Below are 13,067 nucleotides of genomic sequence, written 5' to 3'. Positions count from 1 at the left end.
TTACCATCAATTATGTTTTATATAATTTATGTGGATATATCTTTATTATTGATTATCGAACCATTTTGTAATAATCTTTCTTAGCCCAGAAGAGGTTGGTGTAATAACCGGATGACTCTTCGTAGTTCTTGGCGATCGCTGCCTGGCAGTTGTCACTGTTGTAAGTCAGCTCATCACTTGGATAGGGTAAGCGGTTCGGAGGAGTCGGGAAAGCGGTCACCTGGTTGTCTGTTGCGAATCCAACAACAGGATAACCGGTACGACGTGTCACATTCCAGGCTTCCAGCTTGTTCAAGAAACCGAAGTTTAACCATAGCTGAGTGCAGACAGCTTCCTGTGTCGGTTTCCAGATATTTTCAGCGTATGCTGTGATTTCATCATCTGTCGGTCTAACCAATGGACGGAATCCTCTGTAGCTATCGTTGCCTGGCTTATAAAGCGAACTTGTTTCCTTCATATCCCAGTAATATTCAGTAGACAGTTTCACACCTTCTACGAAGTGAGTTTTCGCCTTGTTGACGTCAGCTGCTACACCATAACCCATCAAATAGGCTTCTGCCTTGCTGAGGCTAACCTCTGCTGCGCTCAACCATAAACCGAATATGTTTTCATTTCCCTGATACTCTTTCCAGCCGGCAGCTGCGATAGAGTCAATTTCACAGAAATAGTTGGCATCTGGCATGCCTTTCTGTACATATTCCTGATGCTTTTGATCTATCAAGTTAGATATTTCTGCATCGGTCATCATGACATCGTAAGCGATATATTCGCCCTCTGGGTTACAGTCGTACATTACTTCCAAACGTGGGTCAGTCTGGTCATTGGGTAGACCGTTTGCTGGTACATTCATAGCATCCAGAACTGCTTGTGAACAAGCAGCCATGCCACTTGAACGAAGTGCTTGCGACAGTGACTTACCAAAGTTGAAGTCATCTTTTTGGGTGTCGGGTGTCACTCCCATATTTTCCTTATTGTTGTCAATCAGCGGATATTTGCCTGGATTGTTCAGGATTTCAGCAATGGCGGCATGAGCTTCCGCTACGCAATCACCGGAGGTTGACAAATGAAGGGCAATACGCAGACGGAGCGAGTTTACGTATTTCTGCCACATAGTAGCATCACCAGCTGCGATTGTATAATCTTGGCGGCTTAATGCATTTAATCCTTTCTGATCCACATTGCCGTGGTCGAAATAGTCGCCTACCTCTTTCAAGTTGGTAAGAATCTGCTTGTACAGTTCTACATCGTCGTCGTAAACGCACTTCTTTTTAGCCTCATTGTAGTCACCGTCTCTCCAAAGAGTTCCGGCACCGGTGTAGGGAACATCACCGAATACCGACAACATTTCATGCAACTGTGATTCAACCAACGTACGACCCAAATAATAGAATACCAAGTTCGATGGTTTTTCAACCTCGGGAAGATTTTCATAGGTATATTCCAGCAAACGCAGCTGGGTTACCATGTCATAGAAGTTTTTCCAACGATCGTCGTAGCGACCTTCTCCAGAACCCATATAGCGACCGCGTGCATTGTTGGTACCGATAATACCGGAGAAAAGACCGGATGTGGTAGATTGTATCCAATGACGATAGTAAATCGGGTTCATCCATGTATTACCTTTGAACATTAGACCGGTAAATACCTGAGGAACGCCTACTGTTTCTGTCTTGGAGGGATCAGCATACTTGTCATCATACGCTGAATCGGCACATGATGAAGCGAGCGATATCAGTGCGATTCCTCCTATTAACAATGAAAATATCTTTTTCATAAATTCTTCTTTTTAATCTGATTTAGTAAATAGTAAGTTAGAAGCTTGCGCGTACTGAGAAACCGAATGTACGTGCACTGGCAGTAGAACCGCCGATTTGTGCCTGGTAGATCCAGTTTGTTCCGTCTGTCGCTTCAGCGTCGAACAGTTTCATTGTGCGATATACATAGAACGGGTTACGTACGAAACCGGAAACCATCAGGTTGTTGCAGGCAAACTTTCTAGTCAATTCTGCCGGTAAAGTGTAACCTAGACTGATTTCGCGACATTTGATGTAGCTGTTTTTCTGGATAGCATCCTGATAACTCATGCTGGGACCTGTTCCCCAACCATACATATTGTTGTTTGCTTCCATTTGAGTCACAACGATATCGTTCGGTGTTCCGTCTTCTTTCACGCCCGGAAGTATTAAACCATTGTCCCAAACATAGTGGCCGTTAACCATTGTTTCACCTCGATTGTAGTTGCCTACTTCACTTGGATTGAGTACATGGATAGATCCTTTGTTTTCCATCTTTTCTGTATCGCTGTAGTAGAAAAGACCTCCGGTTGAATGGTCACGAACACCTACTGCATCGGTTATATTTCCAACTGCCATCATATACTGCCAGGGAGTGTTCAATACATCACCACCGAAGCGAAAGTCGAATGCCATGTCTAATGTGAAGTTCTTGTAGCTTAAACTTGTACCGAAACCTCCGGTTACTTTCGGCATAGCGTTACCAACTTTGTGACGTTCCGATGTGTCAGTCATATACAAACCGTTGCTACCTACAATATAGTTACCGTTTTCGTCGGTTTTATAGGTATAAGTATACCAGTCACCCATAGATTCGCCAACGTGTGATTCAAGAATAGCGGCTCCACCGTCGATGTTTGTATGGGTTAATACATCCAGACCTTCGGCCAGTTTTTTTACGGTGTTTTTGTTCCATGCTACATTTGCACGCAAATCCCACTTCCAATCCTTGTTTTCAAAGGGAGTGCCGTATACGCTTAATTCAACACCTTTGTTGCTTAACTCACCGACATTCATCAACATACTTTGTGCACCCATTGATGCAGCACTGGTTGTTGCAAGAATCTGATCCTTGATAGTATTGCTATAGAAGTTGAACTCCATCCCCAAGCGGTTACCGAAGAATTTGTTTTCCAAACCGATTTCAAATTCATACTTGGTTTCCGGTTTGATATCTTCGTTACCAATACTTGTTGGTACGGTATTATAAATATAGTTGGATGATCTCATCAAAGATTCTTGACTGAAAGCCAGGTTAGCAAGATAGAGTTCGGGGGCGTTACCTACAATACCGTAAGAGGCACGTACCTTTCCATAGTTCCACCAAGTCGGCATTTGATCTTTCAGCAACTCTGTATAGAGCACACTGACACTGGCAGAAGGATACCAGAAAGAGTTGTTGCCCTTTTTCAAGGTAGATGTCTTTTCCTGACGGATAGAACCTTCCACAAAACCCCATCCGTTATAACCGTAGCTGGCTGTCAGGAAAGCACCTGTTTTAAGTAACTCCTGTTTGGTCATGCTTGCATTCTTTGTACCAACGGAGGCGTTCAGGTTAAACCAGTTTTCCGGTGTCAAGCCTTGATTGGTGCTTACATCTGACAGATAGTAGGATTCTTGGCGTGCTGTCCAACCCAGGTTAGCTGTTATGTTATGGAGTTCGTTGAATGTTTTGTCATACATTAACATAACGTCGCTATAAACAATTTGGTATTGACTGTTTTTCAATCCGTATTTGTCACTAAATTGACCGTTGGTAGAGAAAATATGTGAGTTATCTGAATACTCTTTGTTTTCAATCTTGTCGACTGTCAGATCAGCAGCTACACGTCCACTCAATGTCAATCCGGGGATAATCTCCCAGGTTGGGTTGATAGAACCAATGAAACGTTGATGATCTTCTAACTGTTCCTTACCCATGATGTTCCAGAAGTATTCGTCAATCAGCGCTGTAGACCCCATCGGTGAGTAAAGGAACTGTTCGTCCGGTGTTAAGGTATCGCTTGTTCCGCCGTTGTTGGCAGAATAACTGTTCTTATACCCGAAACTAGTTACTGTATGGTCACGCATGTAAGCGACATCGGTGAAACCACCGAACATACCGCTAAAATTGTTAGTCAAACGGCTGATGCGATATGGGCGGTTCTTGATATATTGGTTCTGATAAGTAGCCGTATAGTTCAACTTGATTGTATTAGTAACATCGAATGTACCGTTCAGGTTGAAATTGTGCTTATGATTGTTAGAGTTAAGCTGCATGGCCTTCGCATCAGTATAGGTGTACGAGAAACGTACATTGTTGCGTTCATTGCTATTGGTCAATGACAGGTTATATGTTTGGTTGATACCTGTACGGAAGATATCTGCCCACTGGTTGTGATCGATCGGTTCATATGCCCGCTGTGTACCGTCAAAATAGGTTACCATCTTACTCGGATCGTATTTAGCACCCCATGAATAGTACGTTTCGCGGTTAGTCGTAGTAATAGGGTTACCGTTGCGGTCGACACGTAATTGGCGGAAACCGGTCAAAGCTTCCTGGCTGCTGTTACCTAATTCAGAGTTATCATAACCGGGACCGTATTCTTTCTGAATCTCAGGCATGTAAGCTACTTTATCGAAACTTACGTTGGCACTGAAGTCTACGCGTGTACCTGTACCGGCTTTAGCCTTTTTGGTCGTGATCATCACAACACCGTTGGCAGCTTCCGAGCCGTACAGAGCAGAAGCGGCAGCACCTTTCAAGATAGAGATGTTCTCAATGTCTTCGGGGTTGATATCGACCATACCGTTGGAATTGATACGTTGGTTACCCCAATAGCCGTCGTTGTTGGTGTTACCGTTGTGGAGAGGAACACCGTCCATGATGATCAAAGGCTGTGTGTTACCTGTGATAGAAGAAAGACCACGGACGGAAATAGATACAGCAGATGTTCCACCACCGGGAGCAGCCTGGATACGTACACCGGTTGCCTTACCGTAAAGTCCTGAAGCGAGGTTCGAACCGCCGGTTCTTGTCAATTCTTCAGAAGAAACGTTACTTACAGCGTAACCCAATTTTTTGGCATCTTTTTTGATACCCAAAGCTGTTACGACTACTTCATCGAGTTTCTGGCTGTCTTCGGCTAATTTGATGTTCAAGGAAGTCTGGCCTGTGTAGGTAATTTCCTGAGTCGCGTATCCGATAAAGGAAATCTGGATAACGTCTCCGTTTTTAACTCCTTCAAGGCTAAAGTTACCATCCATGTCGGTAATATTACCGTTTGTGGTTCCTTTGATCACTACTGATGCTCCGGCAACAGGACCGAAATCATCTTCTACAACACCTGTCACTTTCCCGTTTTGTTGGGAAATCGCGGTTTCTAGCTTCTCTGGCGCTAAATCAGCATATGCACTGATCGGCAGTACCATGGCTCCTGCGGCGAGGAGTAAGCTGACTTGTTTGAAGTGTTTCAACATAATAAATGATGTTATTGATGATAATACTAGTGTTAGTAAAGGTCCTTTAGATTTTGACGTTTATTGATCTTTGATCTTAGTTCTGAAAGAACTTAGGCTTTAGAAAGGCTAAAGGTTATTGATAATCAAGAAGAGTTTACTTATTTTAAGTGATAAAAAATATGAATATAGAAAAGCAAGCTACTTCTATTCAGAATCACTTGGAAATACTTGATTAACAAATATTGTGTGAATGATAGTTCTGATTGAATTTCTAGAATTAAATGGATGTTTTTGTACTTTAAATATACAATATGAATAAAATCATGGTCTAAGATTTGTTGTTTGATAACACCAGGGCGATCTATTTTGTTTTAGGCTAGAATGTTAAAAATGGTCTTTTATGAAATAAATATTGACGAAAAATAACAATGTGAAATAAAAAAGATATACATTTGTGGCAAGTATTAAGTATTGAGTTCTTTCAGAACTTAGGCGATATTTCTACCAAATCTCCTTGTTTTTCTTCAATTTTTACTATCTATTAATTTATTTTACCCAGTAATACTTCTGTTTGTATTAAAAATAAAAAAGAGCGGACTTTTATCCCGCTCCTGATTGTCATAAATTGGTACTTACCGATTAGTTATTATTTTTTCTATAGATTTCGATCCCTTTCTTTATCGACATCAGACCGAAATCATCTGCATTTAGCTCTTCTTTTTTCAGGATAACGACTTCGGCAGCATCATCTTCTGCGTGGGCACCGTTGAAATTATCCACGAGACATTCAAAAAACATATCCACCGTATGTACTTCGAAACCGCTATACATATACAAATTAGGAATAGAAAACAGATAGCGGCATTCGGTTATATCCAGTCCTGTCTCTTCTTTCACCTCACGATGTGCTGCTTCTTCTGCCGATTCATGCATATCGACAAATCCTCCCGGTAAATCGAGCGTCCCTTTCGCCGGGTCTTTGGCACGGCGTACCAATAAGATCTCACCTGCCGCATTACGAATAAAACAGGCTACAGCCGATGACGGGTTGAAATAGTATACGAAACCGCACGTCGTACATTGTTTAGCTTTCTCGTTACGTTCGACGAAAGTTTTAGCACCACATTTGGGGCAATAAACGAACTGATGTAAAGGATGACTCATAGAATTGACTAATATATAATGTATACAAATGAATAAGGGCGGCTTTAGGCCGCCCTTGATCCGGGGAAAATCCCCTGTGAAATACGATTACTCTTTCACTTCCCAACCCAAAGCACTTGCGCCTAATACAGCTGCATCGCTTTCTTTCAATTGAGAGAAAAGAAGTTTTGTTTTACCTTCATACACTTTCAGCATGTTCTTTTCCATAGAACGTTTGATCGGATTCATGATCAGATCGCCCGCCTTAGTCAGACCGCCGAACAAGATGATAGCTTCCGGACTGGAGAATGCAACAGCATCGGCAAAAGCTTCACCCAGGATATTTCCTGTAAATTCGAAGATTTCCTGAGCCAGTTTATCATTCTTCATCGCTGCATCATATACATCTTTTGAAGTGATTTCATCCGGATCCAATTCACGCAGCAAGCTGTCGTCTTTACGGATTTCCAGATATTCGCGTGCTGTACGAGCCACACCTGTCGCAGATGCATAGGTTTCCAGACATCCCTGGCGACCGCAACCGCAAGGACGACCGTTGTTACGACGCATAATTACGTGTCCTAACTCACCGGCAAATCCGTCATGTCCGTAAACCAGGTTACCACCGATAACAATACCGCTGCCAACGCCTGTTCCCAGTGTGATCACGATAAAATCTTTCAGACCGCGCGCTGCACCATAAGTCATTTCACCGATTGCTGCAGCGTTCGCATCGTTTGTCAGTGCTACAGGAATACCGCCGATCTGTTCGCTGATCAACTGAGCCAAAGGAATTTTTCCTTTCCATGGAAGGTTCGGAGCAAATTCAATACAGCCGTTGAAGAAGTTACCATTGGGAGCTCCTACACCTACACCTTTGATTTTGTCGGGACCGCCGGCCTGGTCGATCACTAATAACAAACCTTGTCCGAGTTCGGCAACATAATCATCTATGTCGTTATATTTACCTGTTTTGATTGATCCACTGTACAAGATTGTACCTCTTGCGTCTACTACTCCAAAAACAGTATTGGTACCGCCTATATCAATACCTACTACATAAGGCTTCTCCATGATTTTATATTTATGATTAATAATGAGCGTTTCTGGAAAGCAAATATAAGAGGAATCTGTTTAGCTGCAATGATTTTCTTCAAAAAAATGCTGAATTGTTTCAGTTTTCAGTTTTGGCAATAAATGTAACTTTAGTTTGTTACCTGATCAAAATGTGTCATTTTCAGCTTTTTCTCCTCTTTCTATAGTGGTTTTTTCGGGATTTGTTTTATATTTGGTAAATTCTTAACCCTTTAATGAATAACACTATGCCACAGGTTTCAGACATACGGCTTATGGTCCGGGCGGAACAACCTGTTTTATCAGCCCGCATAAAAGTCGGTTACAAAGAATTAGAAGAGATGTTTGCCAGGAAACGCGAGGATGCGTTGCGGATTTTACGAAAAACAGGCATATATATGACCGATGTGCCTTTTATCATTTACTACGATTTTATGAACATGGATCTGCATGACCTGGATGTAGAGATTTGTTTCCCCGTATCTTGTATGATGGAAGGGAATGAGGGTGTACAGCCCCGGGTTATTCCGTCATCGAAAGTGGTTCATTGCCTGTTCAGAGGCGATTACGACGAGATGGATTATTTGTATGGCGAGATGACTTCCTGGATGATGATGAAAGGGTATGAGCCGGAAGGTACTGCCTATGAGTTCTATTACCGTAAAAAGGAAGAATCTTACGACGACCGGTTAACCAAAATTGTATTGCCGGTAAAAAGCTGATACAATTTTGGTTTTGATATTTACTGCTTTATTTGGCTGGTAATATTTCGATCCAGTAATCATCCGGGTCGTTGATGAAATACAAGCCCATGTCGGTGTTCTCGTAACATACGCAGTCCATTTCCTTGTGGAATTTGCGGACTTCATCATAATCACCCGCCACGCGGAAACAGAGATGGCTTTCGTTATCTCCCAGTTCGTATGGTTCGTTGCGGTCTCTTAGCCAGGTCAGTTCCAGTAGGAAACCGGTCTGATCGTCTGTCAGGTAAACAAGGATGAAGGAGCCGTCTTTCGCTTCTTTGCGGTGATGCTCTTTCAGCCCCAGTGCTTTGTTGTAGAAAGCGATGCTTCTTTCCAGGTCGAGAACATTGATGTTGAAATGATCAAATCTACTTTTAATTTCCATAATTGTTTTCTTTATAAATTAAAAATCAGTGCCTTCTCCGGGGACGGACAACAAGATATAACGACATCCTTTCGACTCTGCATAAGGGCCGAAAGCGACCACTTCGGCAGGACGTTCCCAAAAGTGCATGGGGACTAAAACGTCTGTCTTGATCCGGTCGACAAACTGTCGGGCTCCCCGCATAAAGTCTGTGCCGATACGCGGATCGACGGGGAACATGGCAAGATGTAAATGTTGCGTTGTTTGAGCTAATGTTGTCAGTTCGTGCAAGTAATCGCCTTCTGCCTTTGCCACTTCCTGTGGGGTGGATTCGTCTTTCCAATGCCAGTTGTTGAGGTCGCCGGCATGAAACAGCTGTTTGCCTTCAGCCTCGATCAGGAAAGAAATACCGACATCGGTCGAGCCGAATGCTTGGATGCGGACATGTTCATCTTCAAAAACATCTCCCTTTTTCAGATAAGTGGCGTCTTCGGCTTTTGCACGTCGCCGTTTCAGGATATCTTTAGAGAAAATATATTGGATATCCGGTTTTATCTCTTTCCATTTCAATATCTCCGGATTGAAATGATCCGGATGGAAATGGGAGGACAGTATATATAATGTACCTGTGCGATGAAGCAGTTCGTCGTGTACGAATCCCGTATCCGGAGTTTCTCCCGAATCTTTAAAATAATCGATCAGGATGGCATATCCGTCTGCTTCGATGGCAAAGCCGCTGTGATAAATATAAGTAAGCCTCATACTGTTTTCTTTTGTTTTCATGTAAATAAAACATGATATCCTGTGATTAAGTTGCTTTCTGCGGTACAAATATACAAAAGGATCGGATGATTTATATTTTTTATCTCAAACAGTTTGCCTTTCGATAGCTATGGTAAGGCCTTTCGATAGCTATGGTAAGGTCTTTTGATAGCAATGAACAAGCCTTTCGACAGCTATCGAAAGGCAATTACTTTGTGGACAAAATATGAAATCAACAGCAACAATGCTTGATTTGGATGGGATGTTTTTAAAATATAATAAAAATTAAGTAGATGCAGTGAAAATAAGAAAAATCCGTTTATTTTGTAAGTGTTTTGTGATAGAATGTGTTTACCGGATTATAAATAGATAGTTAATATAATGTAATTATTAGTACCTTGCGATACAAGGTATCTTATATAAATATACATTTGTTCCGTCAGAGAATAAAAAAGTTCCTTAAACATGTAACATTTTTGGCAATGTGTACGTCTAATAATAAAAAGAAATGACAGATATTATGATTCAGCTGAAAGGAATTAACAAAACGTATTTCAATGGTGCTCCGTTGCATGTCTTGAAAGGTATAGACCTGGAGATAGAAAAGGGGGAGATGGTTTCGATCATGGGAGCTTCCGGATCGGGGAAATCGACACTGTTGAACATACTGGGAATATTAGATACTTATGATACCGGTACTTATCATTTGAACGGACAATTGATTCAGAACCTGAGCGAAACCCGTGCAGCTGAACTTCGTAACCAGATGATCGGTTTTATCTTCCAGTCATTTAACCTGATCTCCTTTAAGAATGCGATGGAGAATGTGGCTCTTCCTTTGTATTATCAGGGAATGAACCGCAAAAAAAGAAATGCCATGGCAATGGAGTATCTGGATATGGTCGGTCTGAGAGACTGGGCGGAGCATATGCCGAGTGAAATGTCCGGCGGACAGAAGCAGCGTGTTGCTATTGCCCGTGCCCTGATTGCCAAACCACAGGTGATCCTGGCCGACGAGCCGACCGGTGCACTCGACAGTAAGACTACGGTCGAGGTAATGGAACTGCTTCGCAATGTGAATAAAGAAGGCATGACTATGGTGATCGTTACCCACGAACAATCCGTAGCCGATGCAACAGAAAAGATCATCCGTGTCAAGGATGGTCTGATAGAAAACATAGAAAGAGGAAAAGGATATGTTCGACTTTGATAATTTCCGCGAGATATGGAGTACGATCAAAAAGAACAAGCTCCGTACATTCCTCACCGGCTTTTCCGTAGCATGGGGGATTTTTATGCTGATCGTCCTGCTGGGAGCTGGTAACGGGATGAAAAACGGCATCATGAAAAACTTCGACCGTTGGGCGGGAAACCGTGTGGAGACATGGCCCCGCTTTGCCAGTAAACCTTATAAGGGAATGCAGACGAACCGACGGATCAAGTATAAAGACGACGATCTGGTGGCACTGAAACAACAGAATCCGGAAGTAAACCTGGTATCGGGTATTCTCTATCAAAGCGATACACTTTCATATAAAGAGGAATATAATACTTATTCGTTGCAGGGAGTCCATCCGGACAAGGCTATAATCGACAAGATCACGATGACGGTAGGCAACGGACGTTTTATTAATGAAGTGGATGTCCTGCAAAAGAGAAAGGTGATCGTTATTAGTCCGCGAATGAAAGAAGTCCTTTTCAGGGGAGAGGACCCGTTAGGTAAATATATAAATGCCAGTGATATTGCTTATCAGGTAATCGGAATCTATACGGATGAGGATAATAATAACAATGCACCGGCCTATATTCCTTTTTCTACTGCACAGCAGCTGTATCGTTCGGGCTATGGCCTGGATAATATTATCTTCTCCCTGGATGGTGTCAGCACCAAAGAAGAATATGAAGCCTTTGAGAAACGTTTCCGTCAGCAGATGGGTAAACGACACTATTTTGATCCGGAAGATTTGCGGGCGATCGGTATGTGGAGTACGATTGAAGATTTTGCCATGTTTAACGGTATGTTGAACGGTATTACCTTGTTTATCTGGATTATCGGTATCGGAACGCTGGCTGCCGGCATCGTGGGAGTGAGTAATATCATGTTGATAACCGTAAGGGAAAGAACCCGTGAGTTCGGTATCCGTAAAGCGATCGGTGCTACTCCGTTCTCCATCCTGAAACTGATCATCGTGGAGTCTATCTTGATAACGGCAGTGTTCGGCTACATTGGAATGATAACCGGGGTAGGACTGACGGAAGCCATCAATGCCGTAATGGAGAGTAACAGTATGGGACAAGCCTCTTCGAATGATGATATGAGTATATTCCTGAATCCGACGGTAAGTCTGAGTGTCGCCTTGTCTGCTACCCTTTTGATTATCGCAGCGGGTGTGTTGGCTGGTTATTTCCCGGCACGTAAGGCAGTGAAAATTACGGCTATCGAGGCCATGAGAAACGAATAAAAACAGAAAGATATGTTCGATATAGACCGTTGGGTGGAGATATGGGTGACAATCACCCGCAACAAGACCAGAAGTTTTCTGACCGGGTTCGGTGTGTTCTGGGGAATTTTGATGCTCGTTATCCTGCTGGGTTCCGGTACAGGGTTTAAGAATGGAGTATTGATGGGAGTAGACGGTTTTGCAACAAACTCTGCTTTCTTCTTTTCCGAACGTACCGGTGAAGCGTATAAAGGATATAAGAAAGGGCGTTATTGGCAGATGCGTAACCGCGACCTGGAAACGATCCGTCAGCGTGTGAAAGGTGTTCGCTACCTTTCGCCGATGGCCATGTCGTGGGGCGGACAAAATAATGTGGTGAGAGGCCAGAAGGCAGGTACATATAATGTACGTGGCGTGCACTCAGAATATTTTCAGATTGAAACGCAGCATGTGCTGGAAGGCCGCTTGCTGAATGAGATAGATGTGTTGGAAAAACGTAAGGTCTGTGTGATCGGAAGTATTGTCCGCGAAGTATTATTTTCTCCGGGTGAAGATCCGATTGGCGAGTATATCCGCGTGAACGGTATTTATTATCAGGTGGTCGGTGTGGTAAAACCCAAACCGCGCGTACAGATTGGCGGACGTACGGAAGAGAGTATTATGACTCCTTTTACAACTTTGCAGCAGGTGGCTAACCAGGGTGATAAGTTCTGGTTCCTGTGTGCTACGGCAGAGGACGGGTATAATTGTCAGGAGATGGTGGATGATATCACGATGGTGCTGAAAATGCAGAACGAGATTTCACCGACCGACCCGCAGGCTGTTAGCAGTTTTACGATAGCCAAGCAGTTCGAGACATTCGATATGCTTTTTACCGGAATCAATATTCTTGTATGGCTGGTAGGGATGGGAACGCTGTTGGCCGGTATCATCGGAGTTAGTAATATTATGATGGTGACTGTCCGGGAACGAACCCGCGAGATCGGTGTACGACGTGCTATCGGTGCCAAACCGTTCGATATCATTTCCCAGATCATGAGCGAGAGCTTGTTGCTTACGGCTTTGGCCGGATTAATGGGGCTGAGTTGCGGGGTATTCCTGCTCGATGTGGTGAACAGAATGCTGGCAAGCAGCGGGCAAGAGGCTAATAACGGCACTTTCTTCAGTAACCCGGAGATTCATATCGGAACAGCAGTTGTCGCTACATTCGTGTTACTTATCAGTGGCTTGATGGCTGGATTGATTCCCGCCTGGCGAGCCATGCAGATCAAAGCTATTGATGCAATCAGAGAAGAATAACATACTA

Annotated in this window: 10 protein-coding genes; 4 read left to right on the top strand and 6 right to left on the bottom strand. The window is 43.2% G+C overall.

Annotation, left to right across the window (positions count from 1 at the left end; genetic code table 11):
• Positions 1-52 precede the first annotated feature (52 nt).
• From DXD68_RS07565 to DXD68_RS07550, 4 genes are all read right to left on the bottom strand, one after another.
• Positions 53-1,774: a SusD/RagB family nutrient-binding outer membrane lipoprotein gene (locus DXD68_RS07565; protein WP_122361008.1), complete on the bottom strand. Its 1,722-nt coding sequence runs from the start codon at positions 1,772-1,774 to the stop codon at positions 53-55.
• A gap of 37 nt (positions 1,775-1,811) precedes the next feature.
• Positions 1,812-5,252, bottom strand: a complete 3,441-nt coding sequence (locus tag DXD68_RS07560; RefSeq protein WP_122361007.1) for a SusC/RagA family TonB-linked outer membrane protein — start codon at positions 5,250-5,252, stop codon at positions 1,812-1,814.
• A 621-nt stretch (positions 5,253-5,873) separates the two neighbouring features.
• Positions 5,874-6,398, bottom strand: coding sequence for an NUDIX domain-containing protein (locus tag DXD68_RS07555; protein ID WP_122361006.1), 525 nt, complete (start codon positions 6,396-6,398; stop codon positions 5,874-5,876).
• Between the two features lie 87 nt (positions 6,399-6,485).
• Positions 6,486-7,451 carry an ROK family protein gene (locus tag DXD68_RS07550; protein WP_122361005.1) on the bottom strand — a complete coding sequence of 322 codons (966 nt, stop codon included), beginning with the start codon at positions 7,449-7,451 and terminating at the stop codon, positions 6,486-6,488.
• 248 nt (positions 7,452-7,699) lie between these two features.
• Between DXD68_RS07550 and DXD68_RS07545 the strand changes: the two genes are divergently transcribed.
• Positions 7,700-8,173: a GyrI-like domain-containing protein gene (locus DXD68_RS07545; protein ID WP_122361004.1), complete on the top strand. Its 474-nt coding sequence runs from the start codon at positions 7,700-7,702 to the stop codon at positions 8,171-8,173.
• Between the two features lie 28 nt (positions 8,174-8,201).
• Here the strand turns inward: DXD68_RS07545 and DXD68_RS07540 are convergent, their stop codons facing one another.
• Positions 8,202-8,579, bottom strand: coding sequence for a VOC family protein (locus tag DXD68_RS07540; RefSeq protein ID WP_122361003.1), 378 nt, complete (start codon positions 8,577-8,579; stop codon positions 8,202-8,204).
• Positions 8,580-8,597: 18 nt separating this feature from the next.
• On the bottom strand, positions 8,598-9,320 hold the full coding sequence (locus DXD68_RS07535; RefSeq protein WP_122361002.1) for an MBL fold metallo-hydrolase: 723 nt from the start codon (positions 9,318-9,320) through the stop codon (positions 8,598-8,600).
• 520 nt (positions 9,321-9,840) lie between these two features.
• Between DXD68_RS07535 and DXD68_RS07530 the strand changes: the two genes are divergently transcribed.
• From DXD68_RS07530 to DXD68_RS07520, 3 genes are read left to right on the top strand one after another with little or no spacing between them, the layout of a single operon-like run.
• Positions 9,841-10,530, top strand: coding sequence for an ABC transporter ATP-binding protein (locus tag DXD68_RS07530; RefSeq protein ID WP_122361108.1), 690 nt, complete (start codon positions 9,841-9,843; stop codon positions 10,528-10,530).
• Positions 10,517-11,782 carry an ABC transporter permease gene (locus tag DXD68_RS07525; protein ID WP_122361001.1) on the top strand — a complete coding sequence of 422 codons (1,266 nt, stop codon included), beginning with the start codon at positions 10,517-10,519 and terminating at the stop codon, positions 11,780-11,782. Before DXD68_RS07530 ends, DXD68_RS07525 begins: the two co-directional genes overlap by 14 nt.
• Positions 11,783-11,794: 12 nt before the next feature.
• Complete coding sequence (locus tag DXD68_RS07520) at positions 11,795-13,060, top strand: ABC transporter permease (protein ID WP_122361000.1); 1,266 nt, start codon at positions 11,795-11,797, stop codon at positions 13,058-13,060.
• The last annotated feature ends 7 nt before the right edge of the window (positions 13,061-13,067 follow it).

The organism is Parabacteroides sp. TM07-1AC (genome assembly GCF_003480915.1).
Taxonomy (GTDB): Bacteria; Bacteroidota; Bacteroidia; order Bacteroidales; family Tannerellaceae; genus Parabacteroides; species Parabacteroides chongii.
Note: the sequence above shows the minus strand (reverse complement) of the source record. Positions and strands in the feature narration are given on the sequence as shown.

Coding starts and splice junctions, on each gene's coding strand:
- DXD68_RS07565 (WP_122361008.1), bottom strand. CDS start 1,774: ATGAAAAAGATATTTTCATTGTTAATAGGAGGAATCGCACTGATATCG.
- DXD68_RS07560 (WP_122361007.1), bottom strand. CDS start 5,252: ATGTTGAAACACTTCAAACAAGTCAGCTTACTCCTCGCCGCAGGAGCC.
- DXD68_RS07555 (WP_122361006.1), bottom strand. CDS start 6,398: ATGAGTCATCCTTTACATCAGTTCGTTTATTGCCCCAAATGTGGTGCT.
- DXD68_RS07550 (WP_122361005.1), bottom strand. CDS start 7,451: ATGGAGAAGCCTTATGTAGTAGGTATTGATATAGGCGGTACCAATACT.
- DXD68_RS07545 (WP_122361004.1), top strand. CDS start 7,700: ATGCCACAGGTTTCAGACATACGGCTTATGGTCCGGGCGGAACAACCT.
- DXD68_RS07540 (WP_122361003.1), bottom strand. CDS start 8,579: ATGGAAATTAAAAGTAGATTTGATCATTTCAACATCAATGTTCTCGAC.
- DXD68_RS07535 (WP_122361002.1), bottom strand. CDS start 9,320: ATGAGGCTTACTTATATTTATCACAGCGGCTTTGCCATCGAAGCAGAC.
- DXD68_RS07530 (WP_122361108.1), top strand. CDS start 9,841: ATGATTCAGCTGAAAGGAATTAACAAAACGTATTTCAATGGTGCTCCG.
- DXD68_RS07525 (WP_122361001.1), top strand. CDS start 10,517: ATGTTCGACTTTGATAATTTCCGCGAGATATGGAGTACGATCAAAAAG.
- DXD68_RS07520 (WP_122361000.1), top strand. CDS start 11,795: ATGTTCGATATAGACCGTTGGGTGGAGATATGGGTGACAATCACCCGC.